This is a genomic window from Micromonospora parathelypteridis, from assembly GCF_014201145.1.
Classification (GTDB): domain Bacteria; phylum Actinomycetota; class Actinomycetes; order Mycobacteriales; family Micromonosporaceae; genus Micromonospora; species Micromonospora parathelypteridis.
The window spans coordinates 4,809,554-4,830,315 of record NZ_JACHDP010000001.1 but is presented as its reverse complement, the minus strand read 5'-3'; the positions used below and the strand labels follow the sequence as shown (position 1 = coordinate 4,830,315).

Here is a 20,762-nt window from a genome sequence, read left to right as displayed (position 1 = left end):
CGGCCAGTGTCGCATGCCACGGGTTTCGGTTGGATGACGCCGTGGTCGCTCAGGATCGGCTGCCGGCCGCCTGCCCCTGCCGCTCGACGTCGAACGGCGCCAGCTCCGCAGCGAGCTCCGCGCCGACGCGGACGTGCAGCAGGGTGCCCTCCGGCAGGTGCGACGTGCTGAGCACCTCGCCCGTGCGGTGCACACGGGCCACCAGATCACCGCGGTCGTACGGCAGCACGGCCCGGACCTCCACGGCCGGGCGCGGCAGCCGCTCCTCGATCGCCGCGCGCAGCCCGTCGATGCCCCGCCCGGAGTGCGCGGAAACGAAGATCGCGTCCGGCCAGAGCCGCTTGAGCCGCAGCAGCGTGTCCTCGTCGGCCGCGTCGGTCTTGTTGACCACCAGCAACTCGGGGAGCCGGTCGGCGCTCACCTCGGCGAGCACCGCGTGGACCGCCCGGACCTGCTCCTCCGGATCCGGGTGGGTGCCGTCGACGACGTGCACCACCAGATCCGCCTCCGCGACCTCCTCCAGCGTCGAGCGGAACGCCTCGACGATCTGGTGCGGCAGGTGCCGGACGAAGCCGACCGTGTCGGACAGGGTGTAGAGCCGGCCGTCCGAGGCGGTCGCCTTCCGGGTGGTCGGGTCCAACGTCGCGAACAACGCGTTCTCCACCAGCACGCCCGCGCCGGTCAGGCGGTTGAGCAGGCTGGACTTGCCGGCGTTGGTGTAGCCGGCGATGGCGACCGCGGGGACGGCGTTGCGGGAACGGCGGGCGCGCTTGGTCACGCGTACCGTCCGCATGCTCTTGATCTCGCGACGCAGCCGGGAGATGCGGTGGCGGATACGCCGCCGGTCGGTCTCCAGCTTGGTCTCACCGGGACCACGAACACCCACACCGCCACCGGCGCCGCCACCACGGCCGGAACCACCGGTCTGCCGGGAGAGCGTCTCACCCCAACCGCGCAGCCGGGGCAGCAGGTATTCGAGCTGGGCCAGCTCGACCTGGGCCTTGCCCTCTTTGCTCTTGGCGTGCTGGGCGAAGATGTCGAGGATCAGCGCGGTCCGGTCGACGACCTTGACCTTGGTGCGCTGCTCCAGGTTGCGCAGCTGCGACGGGGACAACTCGCCGTCGCAGATGACCGTGTCGGCACCGGTGGAGAGCACCACCTTGCCGAGGTCGTCGACCTTGCCGCGGCCAATGTACGTGGCCGGGTCGGGTCGGGTGCGGCGCTGGATGAGCCCTTCGAGCACCTGCGAACCGGCGGTCTCGGCCAGCGCGGCAAGCTCGGTCAGCGAATTTTCCGCGTCGGTCACCGTGCCCTCGGTCCAGACGCCCACCAGGACGACCCGCTCCAGCCGCAGCTGGCGGTATTCCACCTCGGTGACGTCGGTGAGCTCGGTTGACAGGCCCGGGACGCGTCGGAGGGACTGCCGCTCCGACAGGTCCATCTCGCCGGTGGTGACGTCGTCGAGCTCGTCCTCGACGGGGACAAAGCTCTCCTGGTCTCGCAAGCGGTTCTCCTGTCCGTTTTGATAAGTAGAACGCAATCCTGACATGACACAACGCCGAACGCACCTGCTATATGCCCATGCTCAAGGTCGCCAAAAGTGGGGGCGAATGCTGGTCGGCTGCGACAACCCGGTAGAAATGCGGGCGGCGGCCGATCGGCCGCACAGCCGTGACGGAGGGATCCCGTGGCCATCACCCGACTGCCGAGCGCCGGATTTTCGATCACCATCCGGATCGCCGTGACCGCGGACGCCTCTTCGATCGGCCGGCTCACCACCTCTGTCGGTGAGGCCGGGGCGATCGTCACGGCGCTGGACGTGGTGGACTCGGACCCGACCCACGTGATCGTCGACCTGACCTGTGACACCGCCGACGCCAGCCACGCCGATCAGGTCGTCGACGCGCTGACCGCGTTGGACGGCGTGGACGTGCGGAAGGTGTCGGACCGGACGTTCCTCCTGCACCTGGGCGGCAAGATCGAGGTGACCTCGAAGGTCGCCCTGCGCAACCGCGACGAGCTGTCCCGGGCGTACACCCCGGGGGTTGCCCGGGTCTGCATGGCGATCGCCGAGAACCCGGCGGACGCCCGGCGACTGACCATCAAGCGCAACACCGTCGCGGTGGTCAGCGACGGTTCGGCGGTGCTCGGCCTGGGCAACCTGGGCCCGGCCGCGTCGCTGCCGGTGATGGAGGGCAAGGCGGCGCTGTTCAAGCGCTTCGGCGGGGTGGACGCCTGGCCGGTGGTGCTGGACACCCAGGACACCGACGAGATCGTGCAGATCGTGAAGGCGATCGCGCCGGCGTACGGCGGGATCAACCTGGAGGACATCGCCGCGCCGCGCTGCTTCGAGATCGAGGCGCGGCTGCGCGAGGCGCTGGACATCCCGGTCTTCCACGACGACCAGCACGGCACCGCGATCTGCGTGCTGGCCGCGCTGACCAACGCGCTGCGGGTCGTGGGCAAGCAGCTCGAGGACGTCCGGGTGGTCGTCTCCGGAGCTGGCGCGGCCGGCACCGCGATCATGAAGCTGCTGCTGCGCCAGGGCGTCGGCGACATCATCGCGTACGACCGGCAGGGCGCCCTGCACCGTGGGCTGACCGGGCTCAACTCGGCGTGGCAATGGCTGGCGGAGAACACCAACAAGGAGAACTACTCGGGCGACCTGCCGGGTGCGATCCGGGGTGCCGACGTGTTCATCGGTGTGAGCGCGCCGAACCTGCTCACCGGCGAGGACATCGCGCAGATGGCCAAGGACTCGATCGTCTTCGCGCTCGCCAACCCGGACCCGGAGGTCGACCCGCGGGAGGCGCGCAAGCACGCCGCCGTGGTCGCCACCGGCCGCTCGGACCAGCCGAACCAGATCAACAACGTGCTCGCCTTCCCGGGGGTGTTCCGCGGCATGCTGGACGCGCACGCCGAGGAGTTCACCGAGGAGATGGCGATCGCGGCGGCCCGGGCCATCGCCGACGTCGTCGGCGAGGACAAGATCAACCCGACGGTGATCGTGCCGAGCGTCTTCGACTCCCGGGTCGCACCGGCGGTCGCCGCCGCCGTCCGCGCCGCCGCGCACAACCCCAGCCCGCTGCCGGCCGCCGACCCCGGCCCCGCCGACCTCCCGGAGATCGCAGCCAACGCAAGCGCAACCCCGTAACGGGCCGCAGCCCCTCCTTCTGGGTTGATCAAGAGGTTTGCGTCAGGAGCCGCGCTGATCCTGACGCAAACCTCTTGATCAACAGGGGTGGGCGCTGCGTGAACGGGGCCGGGGGGGCTGCGTCAGGCGGACGGCTGCAGGGTGGCGGGGTTGATCTCGCCGGTCGCTACCAGAACGGCGGGGCCGGAGAGCCAGCAGGAGTCGGCCGTGACGGTGACCGTCACGCGGCCGCCGGGGACGTCGACGGCGATCACGCCCGTGTCCCGGCCGGCGTCGCGCAGGGCCACAGCGCCCACCGCGCAGGCACCGGTGCCGCAGGACAGGGTCTCGGCGCTGCCGCGCTCGTACACCCGCATCAACGTGTGCCCGTCGGTGCCGTCGACCGGGTCACCCGCCACGATGAACTCCACGTTCACCCCGGTCGGAAAGACCGTCGGATCGAACCCCGGCGCCGTGGTCAGGTCCAGCTCGGCCAACTCGACACCCGTCGGTAGGACACAGACCAGGTGCGGGTTGCCGACGTCCACGGCGGTGCCGGGCAGGGTCAGCCCACCCAGGGTGGCGGTGGAGCCGTCGTACAGCCGGGGGCGGCGCATCTCGACGGACACCGTGCCGCCCTCGACCAGCGCGCGCACGACGCCGGCCCGGGTGGCCACCGGCAGCGCCGCGCCGGCGGGCGTCGCCAACCCGGTCTCGAGCAGGTAGCGCACGAAGACCCGGGCACCGTTGCCGCACATCTCGGCGAACGAGCCGTCGGCGTTCCAGTAGTCCATGAACCACTCGGCCTCGCCGGCCAGCCCGGCGCCCTCCGGATGCTTGGCCGCGCGGACCACCCGCAGTACGCCGTCCGCACCGATGCCGCGCCGCCGGTCGCAGAGCGCCGCGACCAGCTCCGGGGTCAGATCGAGCTGACCGTCCGGGTCGGGAAGGAGGACGAAGTCGTTGCCGGTGCCGTGGCCCTTGGTGAACTCCACGCCCCCATCATCGCGCAGCGGACGGCACCAGGCGCAGGGCGTCCCCGATCAGGTCCGGTCCGCCCGAATCCAGCCAGTGGATCCGCGGGTCGCGCCGGAACCAGGACCGCTGCCTGCGGACGAACCGCCGGGTGGCCCGGACCGTCTCGTCGTGCGCCTGCGACTCGGTCAGCTCACCGGCGAGCAGGCGCAGCACCTGCTGATAGCCGAGCGCCCTGCTCGCCGTCCGCCCGTCGGGCAGCCCTCGCCCGACCAGCTCGCGGGTCTCGGGCACCAGGCCGTCGGCCCACATCCGGTCGACCCGCAGCGCGATCCGTTCGTCCAGCAGCCCGGTGTCCAGGTCGACGCCGAGCTGCACCGACGGGTAGTACGGCGTCGGCTGCGGCAGCGACGCGGTGAACGGCGCGCCGGTGAGCTCGATCACCTCCAGGGCCCGGACGATCCGCCGCCCGTTGCCGGGGAGGATGCCCTCGGCGGCGACCGGGTCGGCGGCACGCAGCCGCGCGTACAGCGGCGCCGGGCCGACCTCGGCCAACTCCCGTTCCAGCCGCTCGCGCAGCACCGCGTCGGTGCCGGGGAACTCGAAGCGCTCCAACACCGCCCGCACGTACAGCCCGGACCCACCGACCAGCAGCGGCACCCGCCCCCGGGACAGGATGTCGTCGACCGCCGCGCGGGCCAGCCGCTGGTACTCGGCGACGCTCGCCGGCTCGGTGACCTCCCAGATGTCCAACAGGTGGTGCGGCACTCCGTCCCGCTCGGCGGGGGTCAACTTGGCGGTCCCGATGTCCATGCCCCGGTAGAGCTGCATCGAGTCGGCGTTGACCACCTCCCCGTCGAGGGCGTGCGCCAACGCGATGCTCAGCGCCGACTTACCCGCGGCGGTCGGGCCGACCACCGCGACGACCGTGCCGGGTCCTTCGCTGGTCACACCCGCTCCCAGGACGCCACGAAGTAGGCGACGCCGTAGGGGGCCGAGTCGTGCAGCAGCTCACCGCGCCACCCGCCGCCGGCCGATCGGGCCGCGCCGGCGAGCACCTGCCACGGCGCGCGGCCGGCCGCTTTCAACTCCGCCGACAGCACCGGGTCGAGGTCGAGCAGGCCGTCCAGGTCCGCCTCGGCCAGGGCCGTGGCGACCCGCTGGTCGTACGGGCGGGCGCGCGGGTCGTCGTACCCGGGGGCCTTCTCCCCCCGGCAGGCCGAGCCGTCCCCGAGCACCAGCAACGCCACTCGGCCCGCCACGGCGTTGATCTCGTCGGCGAGCGCGGCCAGCTCGGCCGGGCCGGCGTCGGCAGCCACCTGCACGGCGGTCACCCGCTCCCGTGTGTGGTGTCGGGCCAGCAACCACGCCCCGATGGTCAGGCTCAACGGCAGCACCGCACCGCGATCGGGCTGGCCGGAGACCAACGGCACATCCAGGTCGACACCCCATGGTTGCAGCGTGCCGGTCGCCGGGTTGGGGATCGGGCCGGTCGCCGGACCGGTGCCCAGCAAGAGCACGGTGTCCGGTTCGGCGGCCAGCAACCGGCGTACGGCGGTGTCGCAGGCCGCCCGAAGGTCGTCCAGCTCCGGGGCCGTGGAGCCGGCCACCTCGGGCACGAGCAGGGGCGGATGCGGGCAGACGGCAGCAGCGACCAGTGGCACCTGATCACCGTAGCGGGAATCCCCGGAGCGTCTCCGCGCCGATCCGGTCATTCGGCCCCTAGGACACCGTATGGTCACGGTCGGCGATAGGCGCTCGACGCGGACCGGGTCGGACCTGTGACAATGCCGGAAGCAACTTGGCTGCGCCGTGGCGGCGACGGGGGATCGTTCCCTCGACGCCGGGAGAACGAGGATGGGCACATGAGCGACTGGACTGCCTTCGGACGGGTGGACGCGGACGGCACCGTGTACGTCAAGACCACCGAGGGCGAGCGGGTGGTCGGATCCTGGCAGGCGGGAGCACCGGAGGAGGGCCTTGCGCACTTCGCACGCCGCTTCGCCGACCTGGTGACCGAGGTGGACCTGACCGAAGCGCGTCTCAAGTCGGGTGCGGCGGATGCCGGACACTCGCTGAGCACGATCCGGCGGATCCGCACCACGCTGCCCGAGGCCAACGTGGTCGGCGACATCGACGCGCTGGCCGCTCGCCTGGACAAGCTGGCCACCCTCGCCGAGGAGAAGGCCGGCGAAGCGCGCGCGGCCCGGGACGCCGCTCGCGGCGAGGCACTGGCCCGCAAGACGGCGCTGGTCGAGGAGGCCGAGAAGCTCGCCGCCGAGTCGACCGGGTGGAAGACCGCCGGGGACCGGCTCAAGGAGATCCTCGACGAGTGGAAGACCATCCGTGGGGTCGACAAGAAGGCCGACGGTGAGCTGTGGAAGCGGTTCGCCGCCGCCCGGGACGGTTTCACCCGCCGCCGTGGCGCCCACTTCGCCTCCCTGGACTCGCAGCGCAAGCAGGCGCAGACGGCCAAGGAGGAGCTGGTCGCCGAAGCGGAGAAGCTCCAGGAATCCACCGACTGGGCCGCCACCGCCAACCAGCTCAAGGATCTGATGACCCAGTGGAAGGCCGCGCCGCGCGCCTCCAAGGAGGCCGAGCAGAAGCTCTGGGAACGATTCCGGGGCGCGCAGGACGCCTTCTTCAGCCGGCGCAGTGAGGTCTTCTCGGCACGGGACAACGAGCAGCGCGGCAATCTGGAGCGCAAGCAGGCCCTGCTCGCCGAGGCGGAGGCGTTGGACATCGACGCCGACCCGAAGGGCGCCCAGGCCAAGCTGCGGGAGATCCAGGCACAGTGGCACGAGGCCGGCCGGGTGCCCCGCGAGGCAGCCGCCGGGCTGGAGCGCCGGCTCCGCGTCATCGACGACAAGGTCCGCGACGTGATGGACTCGGCGTGGCGCCGCACCACCAAGGAGGACAACCCGCTGCTCGCCCAGATGCGGGCGCAGGTCGCGGAAGCCGAGGAGCGGTTGGCCCGGGCGCAGAGCGCCGGGGACACGCGCCGGATCAAGGACGCCGAGCAGGCGCTCGCCGCCAAGCGGCAGTTCCTCCAGCTCGCCGAGCAGGCCGGCTGAGCTGACGTTCTCCGGGAGCCCCCGGTCCCGCACGGGACCGGGGGCTCCCGCATGTCCGGGCCCCACGCGGCCACGCCCCGCGCGGCCACGCCCTTGATCGTGCTCGATCCAGGAAGTAGTGGCATCCGAGTCCGAGTGAGACCACTACAACCTGGATCGAGCACGATCAAGCGGGGTAGACGCGCCGTGGGTCGGAGGGCCAGGCGACATGCGCCGACGGCGCGACGGCGACGCATTGACCTGCGCTCGCATGTTCCGTCCCACCACTCTCGGCGGCACGCCTACCGCGCATCGACCGCCCCGGCCATTTACATTCATACGCTTCTATGCTTCTATCAGGAAAGCGCTTGCCTGCACATCGGCGAGCGCGAGCGCGGGAGCCGCTTTCCTTCACGTTCTGCACTGGCGGGCCCGAGGACCACTGGTCCCGGCCATCATTCGCCGCCCACGGGCATGGGCGTCGCGACGGTCCGTCCGCCTCATCGAAAGGAAGCAGCATGCGCACAGGACGGCGTCGAATGACGCTGATCGCAACCACCGCCGCAGCCACCGCCACCCTCGTCACCGCCGGGCTGCTGACCGCCGTGTCCGCCCAGGCGGCCGCCGGCTGCCGGATCGCCTACTCGGTCGCCAGCCAGTGGCCGGGCGGGTTCACCGGCAACGTCACGGTCACCAACCTCGGCGACCCGATCTCCGGGTGGACGCTGCGCTGGTCGTACGGGGCCGGTCAGCAGGTCAACCAGGCGTGGGGCGCCACCGTTACACAGAGCGGTGGTCAGGTCTCCGCGACCAACGTCGACTACAACGGCAACCTGGCGACCAACGGCAGCACCTCGTTCGGCTTCAACGCGAGCTGGAACAACTCCAGCAACCCGGTCCCGACCAGCTTCACCCTGAACAACGTCGCCTGCACCGGGGGCACCACCCCGACCACTCCGCCGCTACCGAGCACCCCGCCGCCGAGCACGCCGCCACCCAGTACCCCACCACCCAGCACGCCGCCCCCGACGAACAACCCGCCGCAGACCGGTCTGGTCGGTTGGGCCACCCAGAACGGCGGCACCACCGGTGGCGGCAACGCCGCGACGACCACCGTCACCAACGCCTCGGCGCTGACCAGCGCGTTGAACGCCACCGGCGCCGCGGTGATCCGGGTGTCCGGGACCATCTCCTGCTCCGGAATGCTGCGGGTCCGGTCCAACAAGACCATCCTCGGCAACTCCGGCGCGACCATCGCCGGCTGCGGGCTCAACATCAACGGTGACCGCAACGTCATCATCCGGAACCTGACCTTCCGGGACTGGAACGACGACGCGATCAACGTGCAGGAGTCGGCCACCAACATCTGGATCGACCACAACAGCTTCACCAACGGGTACGACGGCGCGGTCGACATCAAGCGCGGCTCGGACTTCGTCACCGTGTCGTGGAACCGGGTCTTCAGCCACGACAAGAACATGCTGCTCGGCCACAGCGACGACAACGCCAGCCAGGACGTCGGTCACCTGCGGGTGAGCTATCACCACAACTGGTTCGACGGCAGCAACCAGCGCAACCCCCGGGTGCGCTTCGGCAACCCGGTGCACGTGTACAACAACTACTACCGGGCCAACGGTGGCTACGGCGTCGCGTCCACCGAGAACGCCGGTGTGCTCGTCGAGGGCAACTACTTCGAGAACGTCGACGACCCGTACCACCTCGGTGAGGGTGACTCCGGGCCTGGCAGCCTGGTCGCCCGCAACAACCACTTCGTCAACTCGCCCACGGGCCAGACCGGCGGCAGCGTGGCCGGCATCCCGTACTCCTACCAGCTGGACACCGCGAGCAACGTCAAGTCCATCGTGACGGCGGGCGCCGGCGTCGGCCGGATCACCGTCTGAGCGCAGCGGTAAGAGGAAGGGCCCCTTGTCCAAGGGGCCCTTCCGTAGCTCAGTGGGTGGCGCAGCCCGCGGTGGGCGCGGCCGCGACCGGCGGCGCGCCGATCGTCGGCAGACCCAGCAACACCCCGGGGGTACGCGGGGATCGTCCCGCCTCGGCCGCGTCACCGGCCCGGGTCCGTCGGTGCGCCACCGGCGCCCCGTCGGCGTTGAGGTGATGCGGCGCGGCGTACGTGATCGTGGTGTGCACGATGTCTCCCGGCCGGATCTGGCCGGCCATCGACTCCGTGCCGGGGGCCTCGGTCGCGAAGTGCACCAGCCGACCGTCGCGGGCCCGACCGGACATCCGGCCGGTCCGCTCGTCCTTGCGCCCTTCGCCGACCGCGACGAGCACCTCGACGGTCTCCCCCACCAGTCGCTTGTTCTCCGCCCAGGTGATCTCCTCGACGCATGCCACCAGCCGCTCGTAGCGCTCCTGCACGACCTGCTTGGGCAGTTGGTCGTCCATCGTCGCGGCGGGGGTGCCGGGACGCTTCGAATACTGGAAGGTGAAGGCCGAGGAGAACCGGGCCTCGCGGACCACGTCCAGCGTGCGCTGGAAGTCGGCCTCGGTCTCGCCGGGGAAGCCGACGATGATGTCGGTGGTGATCGCCGCGTCCGGCATCGCTGCCCGGACCTTCTCGATGATCCCCAGGTAGCGCTCGGAGCGGTAGGACCGGCGCATCGCCCGGAGCACGTCGTCGGAGCCGGACTGCAACGGCATGTGCAGCGAGTGGCAGACGTTCGGTGTCTCGGCCATCGCGGCGATCACGTCGTCGGTGAAGTCCTTCGGGTGCGGGCTGGTGAACCGGACCCGCTCCAGCCCGTCGATGTCACCACAGGCGCGCAGCAGCTTGCCGAACGCGTACCGGTCACCGAACTCGACGCCGTAGGAGTTGACGTTCTGCCCGAGCAGGGTCACCTCCAGTACGCCCTCGTCGACCAGGGCGCGCACCTCGGAGAGGATGTCGCCGGGACGGCGGTCCTTCTCCTTGCCGCGCAGCGCGGGCACGATGCAGAAGGTGCAGGTGTTGTTGCAGCCCACCGAGATCGACACCCAGCCGGCGTACGTGGACTCGCGGCGGGCGGGCAGCGTGGAGGGGAAGACGTCGAGGGACTCGAGGATCTCCACCTCGGCGGCGGCGTTGTGCCGGGCCCGCTCGAGCAGCACCGGCAGCGCACCGATGTTGTGGGTGCCGAAGACCACGTCCACCCAGGGCGCCTTGCGGACGATCTCACCCCGGTCCTTCTGGGCCAGGCAGCCGCCGACCGCGATCTGCATCCCGGGGTGCTTGTCCTTCACCGGGCGCAGACGACCGAGGTTGCCGTAGAGCCGGTTGTCCGCATTCTCCCGCACCGCGCAGGTGTTGAAGACGACGATGTCCGGGGAGTCGTCGGCCGGCACCGCGCGCACGTAGCCAGCCTGTTCGAGCAGGCCGGAGATGCGCTCAGAATCGTGCACGTTCATCTGGCAGCCGTACGTCACGACGTTGTAGGTCCTAGCCACCCTCTTGGTGCCCCTTCCCCTCGGGCTACCAGGGTAGCGGCCCGTTTGACGACCCCAACCCACCGGCATTGACCCGGCGGCCCATGGCGGGCATCCACGACGGGCAGTACGCTGCACAACAAGGATGTGTTCTGGGCGATTTCGGGGGCTTTGCACTCGGCGCCGACGATGCGCGGCTCCGTTCACGGGGGAGCACATGACGACCCGCGGGAGGCCAACCGTGACGCGACAAGATGCGGCACAGCGCACCGTCACGACCCCGGACGGCCGGCACCTCGCAGTGGAGACCTCCGGCGCACCGGACGGGCCCGCGGTCTTCCTGCTGCACGGCACCCCGGGCAGCCGCAGCGGCCCCCGGCCCCGGGGCATCGTCGTCTACCGCCTCGGCGTGCACCTCGTCTGCTACGACCGACCCGGTTACGGCGACTCCCACCGGCACGAGGGTCGGCGGGTGGCCGACGCCGCGGCCGACGTGGCGGCGATCGCCGACGACCTCGGCATCGAGCGGTTCGCGGTGGTGGGCCGATCCGGCGGAGGGCCGCACGCCCTGGCCTGTGCGGCGCTGCTGCCCGACCGGGTCACCCGGGCCGCCGTGCTGGTGGGGCTCGCACCGGCCGGCGCACCCGACCTCGACTGGTACGCCGGGATGGCCGAGACGAACGTGGAGGACTACGGGCAGGCCGACGAGGACCTGACCGAGCTGACGCTCAACCTGAAGGTCCGCGCGGAAGAGGCCCGGAAGGACCCGATGACGCTGCTGGACTTCCTCCGCCCCCAGTTGCCCGAGGCGGACATCCGAGTGGTCGACGACATCGCGATCCGCCGCCTGCTGACCGACATGTACTCCGAGGCGTTGCGGCACGGCCCCGAGGGCTGGATCGACGATGTGCTGGCGATTCGGCGGGGCTGGGGGTTCGACCTCGGCACCATCCGCGCGGAGGTCCGACTCTGGCACGGCGAGCAGGACCGCTTCTCCCCGGTGGAGCACTCCCGTTGGCTCGCCGCACGAATCTCACGCGCCGAGGTCCAGGTGCAGCCCGGCGCCGCGCACTTCGGGGCGGTGGAGATCCTGCCGCAGACCCTGACCTGGCTGGCCAACCCGGAGCTGGCGACCAGCCCGCGACACTGAGATCCAAGACGTGAACGAGCAGCCCGGCGGGCGGGTCAAACGCCCCACCCACCCGCCGGACCGCCCTTGATCAGATCGTGTGCGGGTCGATCACGCGGACGACGAACCGCCGTTCGCGCAGGGTCTGCACGGTCGGGTGCTCGTGGCCGATCACCTCGGCCAGCCGCTCCGCCACCGCGCCGACGTCCTCGGCGGGAGCGCCGTCGCCGGCCCGCCTCGACACCAGGGCGAGATCGCCGAGGCAGCGCAGCGTGTCCGGGTGGTCCGCGCCGATCACCGCGGACAGCCGGCCGGCGGTCTCCCGCAGCCGGTCCCGTGCCGACTCCCAGTCGCCCTCCTCGGCGAGGCACACCGCCTGGTTCACCTCCGCCGCGAGCGTGTGCGGGTGGTCGGGGCCGAGCACCTTGCGCAACTCTCCGGCAGCCCGGGCAGCCGATGCACGCGACTCCGACCTGCGGCCGAGCGCACGCTCGGCGGCGGAGATGTTGCTCAACGTCGCCAGGGTGTGCGGGTGCTCCGGGCCGAGCCGGAGTTCCTCCTCGTACGCCTGGATCACGGCGGTCATCTCGGTAAACGCCCGGCCCGCGTCGCCAACGGCCAGCAGATTCGCCGCCCGGCTCGACCGGCACGCCACCGTGTCCGGGTTGTCCGGTCCGAAGAGTTCGTCGAACTTCCGGTAGGCCGCCTCGAACATCGGCGCCGCCTCGCCCGCCCGGCCGGCGCTGCGCATCGACACCGCCAGGTTGACCTGGGCACTGAGGCTTCTACCGTCGTCGGGCCCGAGCACCTCGCAGTACGAGTCGTACACGGTGCGCAGCAGGGTGGCCGACCTCTCGTACTCGCCGGCTTCCCGCAGGTCGCTGCCCAGGCGGACGGCGGAGACGAGGGTGTACGGGTTGGTGGGGCCGAGCACCAGCCGCCGCCGCTGGTGCACCTCGTCGTCCCAGCGGCGGGCCGACCGGTAGTCGCCGACCAGCCGGTACGAGACGGCGAGGTTGTTGGCCGCACTCAACGTCCGTGGGTGGTCCTCACCGAACACCTGAAGCCACGAGGCGTAGGTGGACCGGTCCCGATCCAGCGCTTCGGCGTAGCGGCCGAGCGCCCGCAGGTCGCCGCCGAGGCTGCCGGCGGTCATCAGGCTGTGCGGGTGCAGCGGGCCCAGCAGCCGACGCTGCTCCGCCAGCACCGCCTCGTCCAGGTCCCGGGCCTCTTCGAACCGGCCCAGGCTGCGCAGGATGTTCGCCCGGTTGAACCGCAGGTGCAGCAACTGTCGACCGAGCGCCGTCGCGTCGGCCTCGTCCTGTGTGTCGCCGAGCCGGGCGGACCAGGTGTCGTCCACCTCCTGGCTGAACCCGTCGGCCTGGTCCAGGCCACCGCGTTGCCACAGATAGCGGACGCGGTCGATCAGCAGCTGACACACCGACTCGTCCGGGCAGGTCAGCGCCTCGGAGACCTCCAGGTGCGGCCAGAGCATGCGCAGCCGGGCCCAGGTGGTCGGGTCGTCCACGTCACCGCGGGGCCGGGACGCGGCCAGCACCAGGTGCACCTGGTGTCGGGCGGCGTTGATCTCGTCATCGGTCATCCGGTCGCGTACCACCGCCTGCAGCAGCCGGTGCACCTGGACCCGCCCGCCCTGGACGTCCAGTTTCAGCAGCGCCAACCGGTTGATCTGCTGGACCAGGGCACCGCGCACGAGCCGCTCCGACACCGACGGGTCGAACGGCACGAGAGCTGCCGCCATCTCGTCGCTGTAGACGAGTTCGAGTGCGATCTCCGGGGCCAGCACCGAGCAGAGCTGCAACAGCCGGTACGCGGCAGGCGCCTGGTCGAGCAGCCGGTTCAGCGACAGGTCCCAGGTGGCCTCCACCGACAGCGCGCTGGGGCCGTGTCGTTCGATCTGCCGCAGGTAGTCGGCGACCGACGTGCCGGTGTCGGCGAGCCACGCGCCCGCCGCCGCCACCGCGATCGGCAGATCGCCGAGCGCCTCGGCCACGCGGTCGGCCTCCTCGGCGCTGATCGTGGGCACCCGCTGGGCGAGGTGCGCGACACTCTCGGTGCGGTCGAAGACATCCACCTGGATCGGGTTCGCCCGGTCCCCCCAGGCCCGGTTGCGGGAGGTCAGCAGGACGTGCCCGGGGCCCTGTGGCAGGAAGGGTTCGATCTGGTCGAGCTCTTCGGCGTTGTCGAGGACGACGAGCCACCGCTCGTACGGCTCGCCCCGACTCAGCACCTGCAGTACCGACCGGACCGTGTCGGGCAGGGTTGGCCCGGCGAGGATGCCGAGGCGACCGGCGAGGTCGGCGAGGGCGGTGTCGACGAACTGCGGCGGGTCCGCCACGATCCACCACACCACGTCGTACGCGGCCTTGTACCGGTGCACGTACTCCAGGGCCACCTGGGTCTTACCGACACCGCCCATGCCCTGCAGGGCGACCGGCAGCACCACCGCGCTGCCCCCGCTCTGCAACTGCGCGCGCAGCCGTGCCAGGTCGTCCTCCCGGCCGGTGAAGCGGGCGTTCCGGTTGGGCGCGTTGAAGATCAACGGCTCGGCGCCGGGATAGCGGGAACTCCCACCCGCCGGGCCGTCCGCCGACGACGGCACTGGCCGGCCGACCAGCCGCAACACCCGCTCCACGGCGGTCGCGGCGCTCACGTTGACCAGGTTGGTGGAGCTCTGGGAAGGGAACTCGGCCAGCGGGCGCAGGTCGGCGACGTACACGGCGAGGGCCGTGGAGCCGGTGCTCGTGTCGCGGTCGGGCAGACCGCCCGACGGCGTCGCCACGTAGGCCGGCGACACTACGGTCAGCGTGCGCGGGGCAGGCGTACCGGCGGACCCGACGGCGGCGGTGGGGTCCACCACCCGCAGCCCGGCCGAGCTGAGCACCCGCTCCAGCCACTCGGCCCAGATGGCGTCCTCCGGCGCGCACCGGAGCACGATCTGGTCGTCGATCGCCTCGGTACGCCGCCGGAAGCGGGCCTTGCCCCGCTCCCGCACCGACTCGTCCATCACCGGCAGCGCGGTCACCGCACCGTCGGTGAGGATCCCGGTCAACGTCTCGAACGCGGCCAGCAGCGACGTCGGCGAGCCGGGCGGGTCACCGAACGTCGCCAGTGTCTCCTCGTACGCGTAGAACGGCCGGTACGGGACCTCGACCGCCGCCCAGTATCGCCGCCGTTCCGCCTCGGTCATGCCCGCCGGCAAGCCGGCGAACCGGCGCATGGCCAGCAGGCGACCCGCCTCGGCCCGTTCCTTCTCGGCCTGGTCCACCCGCATCGGCACCGGCAGGACCCGGATGTCGCGCCGGCGGTACCGGTCCCGCACCGAGTGCGCCACCCGGGCCGCCCCGTCGATGCCCTGGTCGCTGAGCGTGAAGCAGTCGACCAGGGTGTCCGGCAGGTGCAGGGTGCAGATGTCGGCGACGTCGCTCAACCCCGTCCGGCTGTCGATCAGGGTGAAGTCGTACTGGCGCTTCATGTCCGCCCGCAGCGCCTCGAAGAACTGCGCACCGCCCAGCCGGTTGTAGAAGTTGTCCCAGTCCAGCCCGCTCACGGACACGGCGTAGTCGCTGTTCTGCCGGCCGGCGGAGAGGAAGTCGAGGCCGCCGCCGTCCGGGAAGTTCCAGCGCAGCGAGAACGCGTGCCGCCCGACCCGGGCGTACTGCTCCATCCAGCGATCCGGCCGGTCGTCGACCCGGGTGGTCTCCCACTCGTAGTCGCGGATCATGTCGATCACGCCGCTGGTGCCCTGGATCGCCTCGGCGTCGAGGAACGGGTGGAAGAAGCGGTGCAGGCCGGGTGACTCGAGGTCCCAGTCGGCGACGAGGACCCGCCGGCCGCTGGCCGCGAGGATCCAGGCGACGTTGGCCAGCGCCATCGTCCGACCCGTCCCACCCTTGAACGAGTAGAAGGTGACGACCTGACCTTCGCGATCGTTGTTCATCGGTTTTCTCCGTGGGTACGCGGTGGGGCCGGATCATCAGGCGTGGACGCGGGGTCGGGCGTACCGGTCGGGCCGGCGGCGGACAGGCCGTCCCGCAGGCTCGGCACCGGCTCCGGCGGTGGTTCGAAGGGGACGACCGGGCCGTATTTCAGGAACTGGCGGCGGGCCTCGGTGACCAGCGCCGGCATCAGGTCGACGAACTCCGGCATGCTGCAGGCACGCTTCACCTGGGGCAGACCGGCGTCGTGCAGCACCTGCGTCACCTCGGTCGCCCACCGGGTCGCGTCCTGGGTGTCCTCCTCGTCGGTGACCACCAGGGGAACGACCCACTCCCGCAGACCGTGCAGCATGCGGGCGAGGCCTTCGGGCCCATCCGGGGTCGCCGCTATCCACGGGTCGACCAGCAGCACGGCCGGTCGACGATCGAGCAGCCCGGCGGCCTGCGCGAAATCTTCCGTGCGGGCGGACAGCCCGAGACGCTCGGCGGTGCTCACCGCGTACTCGGCCGCGGGCAACTCCTGGCTGCGCCCGTACGGCCGCCAGAGCCGGCCGTTGGCGGCGTAGCCGGCGGGGTCGCGGTCGGCCGGGAGGCGGTCCTGGGTCGGGGCCAGGACGGCGACGACGAAGTCCGGGTCGGTCGGCGCCGGGCGGGCGACCTCGTCGAGGCCGGGCGCCCGGGACGGGCCCAGCGGTCGCCGCTCGGCGATGTGCACGATCTGACCGGCCAGGCGGCTCAGCAGCAGCTCGTACTGCTCCCGGTAGGAGGCGAGCATGCAGAACGCGCGTAGGCCGTCCTCGGCGTACTCCGGGACGTCCCGACCCAGGTCCAGTGCGCCGTCCAACTCCGGATGGGCCTCCCACGGAGGGAACGGGATCCACAGCACCGGGATGAGATGGCCGGCGGCGGTCCGGGCCGGCTTGGCGGCGGCCAACCGTGCCCGGAAGGACTCCTGCTCCCCCAGTGCCCACGGACGGCTGAAGTAGCCGGGTGAGTAGAGCGGGACGAAGACCTCGGCGTCACCGAGTGCCTCGGCGAGAGCGGCCTTCCAGTCCGCGCCCAACGGGATGTGCTGGTCGAAGAAGCCGATGCGCATCCCGGCCACCGGTCGCGCCTGGCGCCGCACCGCGTCGGACAGATCGGTGAAGAACTGGCCGACCCAGACGTCGGCGTCGGCCCGCGCTCCCGGCGCCGGCGCCGAGTGGGCATAGCTGAGGAAGAAGTACGTCCCGCGCGCCGCCGGTCGACGCCGGTCCGCCGGCGGGCTCATCCCGGCTCCTCAGCGAACCGGTTGCACAGCTCGTCCGCGCTCTCCGGCACCCAGGGCTCCACCAGGTACGACCGGTGGATGGCCACGATCCGCTGTGCGAGCCGCCAGACCACCGCCCGGTACGCGTTCTCCCACTGCATGGTCAGCAAGCCATAGACCCCATCCCGCTGGTAGTGCACCGCGATGTCGGGATCCGGCACGGCGGTCGGGGAGAACCGTTGGATGTCGCGGAGCACCCGGGGCAGTGCGGCGCCGTTCGTCGGCGACCAGGTGACCGGCACGATCGCCGTCTCGTGGGCCGAGGCGGAGCTGTGCCGCGGGACGATCCGTCGGCGGGAGAAGGCGTCCCATTCCCGGCCACACCACTCGCTGCCGAGCAGCGCGCTGGACACCAGCGGGACGAAGACCTGGCAGGTGCCGGCGGCCTCGAGGAGCTCCGGACTCCAGCGCTCCCCGCCCGCGATGGAGCTGTCCAGGAAGCCCGCGTCGACCCCGGTCACCGGGCCGACCAGCTCGCTGACGTGGACGGAGAGGTCCTCGAAGAACCGGGAAACATATTCGGCGGGCTTGCCGGTGGCCCGACGGACCGGCGCTCTCGAATAGCTGAGGAAGAAGAGCGGCGCGCGCGTTCGGGAGGGTGCGTCCACTGTGCTCACCGCAGCCCCTCCGCCCTCCCCACGCGGCCGGAACATCAGCGTAGACCCCGCGTCAACGTCGCGCCGCCAATCGGTTCGCCGTGAACCAGCCGACCGCGAAGTCCACAGTGGCGCGCGCCGGCAGCAGGCGAGCGTCTGCCCGACCGACCCGACCGTGTGCGACGAACGGCGCGTCGTCGAGCGCGGCACCCACCGTGGGGAAGTCGCCGTCGTCGAGGTCGAGACCGCGGAAGTCGAGGCGGACCCGGCGCCCCTCGACGAGCCGGAAGCAGCGGTAGTCGCGCTCGGGCGGCGGCACCGGCAGCCGGTACTCGGCCAGGTGCAGGGCGCTGCACGCCTCGTACCCGAGACCGAGCAGCAGGATCTGCCCGTCCGCCGCGTAGAGGCCGCCCACCGGTGAGCGTTCTCCGAGGTGGCAGGTGAGCTCGTGACCGCTGGTGAGCTGCCCGGCCCGAGGGCCGAGCGCGGCGAACGAGGTCTGCGGATGATCACTGCGTACGGCGCCGGGGGCGCAGCGGACGTACTCGGCGAGCGCACCCATCCGCTGGGAGGGGGTGGTCCGGCGGTCCCAGCCCGGCAACGCCGCCTCGTACCGGTCGCGCTGAGCCCGGTCCATGCCGGCGGTGGCCGCCAGGTGGGTCCGCGAGGTTGTCGAGTTGCCGTCGGTGTGTGTGGGCACCAGCAGCGTGCCGGCAGGGCCGAGGACGTCCCGCAGTGCGCCGGCGAGGGTCGCTGGTCCGTGCTCCAGCGGGCCCAACCGCCGCAGGCCGCAGTGCACCACGAGGCACGCGCCCGGGCGGACGCCCAGCGTCCGCAGGTCGTCGGCGAGGCGAGGACGGCCCAGAGTGGGCGGATGCCGCTCATCCGGACCCGACACAGGTCTCCTCCAGGGCGTGCCGCAACTGGCCGACGAACCGCTCACCCGCCTCGGTGAGCGACCGGCTGGCCAGCAGCGCGTCGACGCCATCCCGGGTCCACGCCAGGTAACGGGCGGCGTGCGCTGACGCATCCGCATGGTCGGTGGCCGCTCGGGCCCGCCACACCTGGGTAACCGCCAGGTGGGCGTACACCCCCTGGAGCACACCCTCGGGCGGCCGCGGGTCGGGGCGCCAGGGCACCCGGATTGGCGTGCCCTGACCTGGCTGGACGAGGTCGTACTGGTCGAGCACGGCACCGAGCTTCGCGTGCTGCCACTCGTGCACGAGCAGCACCGCCATCGCCTCCGGATCGGGATCGGGGGTGACCGCGACCGCGCCGAACGCCTGCCGGGCGGTCGCGCTCCGCAATGGTCTCGCCGGGTCGGGCGCCAGCGGCACGACCGCACGCAGACCGCCGTCGAGCGCCGCCGCGTGCGCCGGCACGTCCCGGTGCACGACCCGCCAGGCCTCGGCCAGGGTACGGCCCAACGCCTGCGCCGCCGGGGTCTCCAGGCGGGGGGCCACCCGCTGGCCGTAGCAGTCCCGGTACGGATCGCAGTCCTCGAGAAGCAACCGGCCGCCGGGCACCGGCACGCCGCGAGTCGGTCGCCAGCCGGCCGACGGCGGTGCCATCGGGTCGAGGAGGACCGTCTGCTCGGCCGACCCAGCACGGACCCGGAACCCACCCGGCAGGACGCTCACCTCGGCGCTCTTCCCCGGGTCGGGCAGCGCCAGGCTGCCGAGCGTGGGCAACATGATCGCGTTGGCCCGCACGGGAACGTTGAGCGTGGTCGAGAGGCCCGCCCGGAGGGCCGCGGTGACGGCGAGGGCCGGCAGCGGGTCGGCGGCCTCGCCCTCGTTGAAGCGGGCCGACGAGACGAGGCGATGCACCAGCCAGGGCCGCACGAAGGGGTGTTCCAGGATCGCCCGGAGTGCCTCCGGCGCCTCCTGGTCGAGGTGAGCGAGCACCTCCCAGGCTGCCGCGGAGCCAACCTCGTCGCGGCAGGCCGTCAGCAGCACCCGCACCCTGGCGAACTGGTCGTCAGCGAGCCGGGTGAGAGTCTGCGTCGACCCGTGCCCGGTCGCCAGGTCGTCCAGCAGTTCGACGACGGGCGGAGCGACCCACCCGCTCGGCGCGGGCGGGGCTGGCGGCGGGTACGCGTTCACGGTGTCGATCAGGCGGAGCAGGTCGGCGCAGTACACCGACGGGTTGTCGAAGCCGGAGCCGGTGCGCCAGCGGTGGGCGTACAGGCCGCCGCCGCACTGGTCGACCACCGGGCAGGCCCGGCAGGTCGCGCAGAGCCCGGCCATGCCCTCCTGTCGGACGGCGACCCCGGGGTGCCGGGCCACGTCGTCCACCGAATGCCCGAACACGTCGAACCCGGTGCCGGCGGCCCCGTGGTACGCGGTCTTCAGCGAGTCGACCTGCTCCCAACTGCCGTCCGCCTCGATCACGAGCACGTCGGCCGGCGCGAGGCCGAACGCCTCGGTGCCGCCGCCACCCGGCCGCAGCGCCTCGAACAGCCGGATCGACATGGGGCGCCCGTCGTCCACCCACCGCCGGTGCAGCCGCCCCAGCCAGTCGGCGTACGGGGTGGGCCCGGGGCGCAGCGGGGGGTGGTCCCAGGTGGCGTGTGGCAGCAGCAGGTCCACCCGGGGAGGGCTCTCGGCCAGCAGCGCCTCGTACACCCGGTCGGGATCGTTGCGGACGTCGATCGTGCAGAGGATGCCGGCGTAGCTGGCGCGGTGCTCCGGCTGCCGGAGCAGGGCCAGGGCTCGCCGGACGTGGTCATGGCTGCTGCCGCCGTGGGCGAAGATCCGGTGCCGGTCGTTGGCGGCACGGTCGCCGTCGAACGAGACGCCTACCTGCACCTCGTGGTCGACGAACAGCCGGCACAGCTCCTCGTCGAGCAGCACGCCGTTGGTCTGCATCCGCAGGTCGAGCCGCGTCGACGGCGTGATCGCCGCCCGCAGCTCGGCCAGCACCTCGCGCAGGCCCGCAGCGCCCAGCAGCAGCGGCTCACCCCCGTGCAGCACCACGTGCACGACCGGCAACCCGTGCTCGCGGGCGTGCTCGGCGATGCGCTGCGCGGCGGCTCGGACCGTGGCCGGTGGCATCCGCACCGGTCGGCCCCGCCAGGTCTGGTCGGCGTGCTGGTAGACGTAGCAGTGGTCGCAGCTGAGGTCGCAGCGGCTGTGCACCTTCAGCACGAACTGGCTGATCCGCCGGCAGGGTCCGCCCACTCC

The 20,762-nt window shown here is 72.0% G+C and carries 14 protein-coding genes; 4 read left to right on the top strand and 10 right to left on the bottom strand.

Annotated features, from left to right (window positions below):
* Nucleotides 1-49: 49 nt before the first annotated feature.
* Complete coding sequence (hflX, locus tag HNR20_RS21735; protein WP_184182760.1) at nucleotides 50-1,504, bottom strand: GTPase HflX; 1,455 nt, start codon at nucleotides 1,502-1,504, stop codon at nucleotides 50-52.
* Between the two features lie 183 nt (nucleotides 1,505-1,687).
* On the opposite strand from hflX, the gene HNR20_RS21730 reads away from it, so the two are divergent.
* A complete protein-coding gene (locus HNR20_RS21730) occupies nucleotides 1,688-3,154 on the top strand; it encodes an NAD-dependent malic enzyme (RefSeq protein ID WP_184182757.1) in 1,467 nt (488 codons plus the stop codon).
* Between the two features lie 122 nt (nucleotides 3,155-3,276).
* On the opposite strand, the gene dapF is transcribed toward HNR20_RS21730, so the two are convergent.
* The 3 genes from dapF to HNR20_RS21715 are packed head-to-tail and all read right to left on the bottom strand — an operon-like array spanning nucleotide 3,277 to nucleotide 5,823.
* Nucleotides 3,277-4,128 carry a diaminopimelate epimerase gene (gene dapF / locus HNR20_RS21725; RefSeq protein ID WP_184182754.1) on the bottom strand — a complete coding sequence of 284 codons (852 nt, stop codon included), beginning with the start codon at nucleotides 4,126-4,128 and terminating at the stop codon, nucleotides 3,277-3,279.
* 7 nt (nucleotides 4,129-4,135) lie between these two features.
* On the bottom strand, nucleotides 4,136-5,059 hold the full coding sequence (miaA, locus tag HNR20_RS21720; RefSeq protein ID WP_184182751.1) for a tRNA (adenosine(37)-N6)-dimethylallyltransferase MiaA: 924 nt from the start codon (nucleotides 5,057-5,059) through the stop codon (nucleotides 4,136-4,138).
* Complete coding sequence (locus HNR20_RS21715) at nucleotides 5,056-5,823, bottom strand: class III extradiol dioxygenase subunit B-like domain-containing protein (RefSeq protein WP_184182748.1); 768 nt, start codon at nucleotides 5,821-5,823, stop codon at nucleotides 5,056-5,058. The genes miaA and HNR20_RS21715 overlap by 4 nt, the downstream gene beginning before the upstream one ends.
* Before the next feature lie 150 nt (nucleotides 5,824-5,973).
* On the opposite strand from HNR20_RS21715, the gene HNR20_RS21710 reads away from it, so the two are divergent.
* Together HNR20_RS21710 and HNR20_RS21705 are read left to right on the top strand one after the other, a co-directional pair.
* The gene (locus tag HNR20_RS21710) at nucleotides 5,974-7,182 is read left to right on the top strand and encodes a DUF349 domain-containing protein (protein ID WP_184182745.1); all 1,209 of its coding nucleotides are present in this window, start codon (nucleotides 5,974-5,976) and stop codon (nucleotides 7,180-7,182) included.
* A 518-nt stretch (nucleotides 7,183-7,700) separates the two neighbouring features.
* On the top strand, nucleotides 7,701-9,062 hold the full coding sequence (locus tag HNR20_RS21705; protein ID WP_229687469.1) for a pectate lyase family protein: 1,362 nt from the start codon (nucleotides 7,701-7,703) through the stop codon (nucleotides 9,060-9,062).
* A gap of 49 nt (nucleotides 9,063-9,111) precedes the next feature.
* Here HNR20_RS21705 and miaB read toward each other — a convergent pair whose 3' ends face one another.
* Nucleotides 9,112-10,605: a tRNA (N6-isopentenyl adenosine(37)-C2)-methylthiotransferase MiaB gene (gene miaB, locus HNR20_RS21700; RefSeq protein WP_184182738.1), complete on the bottom strand. Its 1,494-nt coding sequence runs from the start codon at nucleotides 10,603-10,605 to the stop codon at nucleotides 9,112-9,114.
* Nucleotides 10,606-10,825: 220 nt separating this feature from the next.
* Here miaB and HNR20_RS21695 point away from each other — a divergent pair, with 220 nt between their 5' ends.
* Nucleotides 10,826-11,734 carry an alpha/beta fold hydrolase gene (locus HNR20_RS21695; RefSeq protein WP_229687468.1) on the top strand — a complete coding sequence of 303 codons (909 nt, stop codon included), beginning with the start codon at nucleotides 10,826-10,828 and terminating at the stop codon, nucleotides 11,732-11,734.
* Between the two features lie 70 nt (nucleotides 11,735-11,804).
* Here the strand turns inward: HNR20_RS21695 and fxsT are convergent, their stop codons facing one another.
* From fxsT to HNR20_RS32755, 5 genes are read right to left on the bottom strand one after another with little or no spacing between them, the layout of a single operon-like run.
* Nucleotides 11,805-15,674 (bottom strand): FxSxx-COOH system tetratricopeptide repeat protein, encoded by a 3,870-nt coding sequence (gene fxsT, locus HNR20_RS21690; protein ID WP_184182732.1) that lies wholly within the window; start codon nucleotides 15,672-15,674, stop codon nucleotides 11,805-11,807.
* Nucleotides 15,671-16,942 (bottom strand): TIR-like protein FxsC, encoded by a 1,272-nt coding sequence (locus tag HNR20_RS21685; RefSeq protein ID WP_184182730.1) that lies wholly within the window; start codon nucleotides 16,940-16,942, stop codon nucleotides 15,671-15,673. Before HNR20_RS21685 ends, fxsT begins: the two co-directional genes overlap by 4 nt.
* Entirely contained in the window at nucleotides 16,939-17,598 is a 660-nt protein-coding gene (locus HNR20_RS21680; RefSeq protein WP_229687467.1) for a TIR-like protein FxsC, read from the bottom strand. Before HNR20_RS21680 ends, HNR20_RS21685 begins: the two co-directional genes overlap by 4 nt.
* A 52-nt stretch (nucleotides 17,599-17,650) precedes the next feature.
* Nucleotides 17,651-18,475, bottom strand: coding sequence for an AAC(3) family N-acetyltransferase (locus HNR20_RS21675; RefSeq protein ID WP_229687466.1), 825 nt, complete (start codon nucleotides 18,473-18,475; stop codon nucleotides 17,651-17,653).
* On the bottom strand, nucleotides 18,459-20,759 hold the full coding sequence (locus HNR20_RS32755; protein WP_229687465.1) for an FxsB family cyclophane-forming radical SAM/SPASM peptide maturase: 2,301 nt from the start codon (nucleotides 20,757-20,759) through the stop codon (nucleotides 18,459-18,461). The genes HNR20_RS21675 and HNR20_RS32755 overlap by 17 nt, the downstream gene beginning before the upstream one ends.
* Between the last annotated feature and the right edge of the window lie 3 nt (nucleotides 20,760-20,762).

Excerpts from the sequence above, each read along its gene's own strand:
- HNR20_RS21705 (WP_229687469.1), top strand. The coding sequence starts at position 7,701 with ATGACGCTGATCGCAACCACCGCCGCAGCCACCGCCACCCTCGTCACC.
- HNR20_RS21715 (WP_184182748.1), bottom strand. The coding sequence starts at position 5,823 with ATGACCGGATCGGCGCGGAGACGCTCCGGGGATTCCCGCTACGGTGAT.
- HNR20_RS21685 (WP_184182730.1), bottom strand. The coding sequence starts at position 16,942 with ATGAGCCCGCCGGCGGACCGGCGTCGACCGGCGGCGCGCGGGACGTAC.
- HNR20_RS21710 (WP_184182745.1), top strand. The coding sequence starts at position 5,974 with ATGAGCGACTGGACTGCCTTCGGACGGGTGGACGCGGACGGCACCGTG.
- fxsT (WP_184182732.1), bottom strand. The coding sequence starts at position 15,674 with ATGAACAACGATCGCGAAGGTCAGGTCGTCACCTTCTACTCGTTCAAG.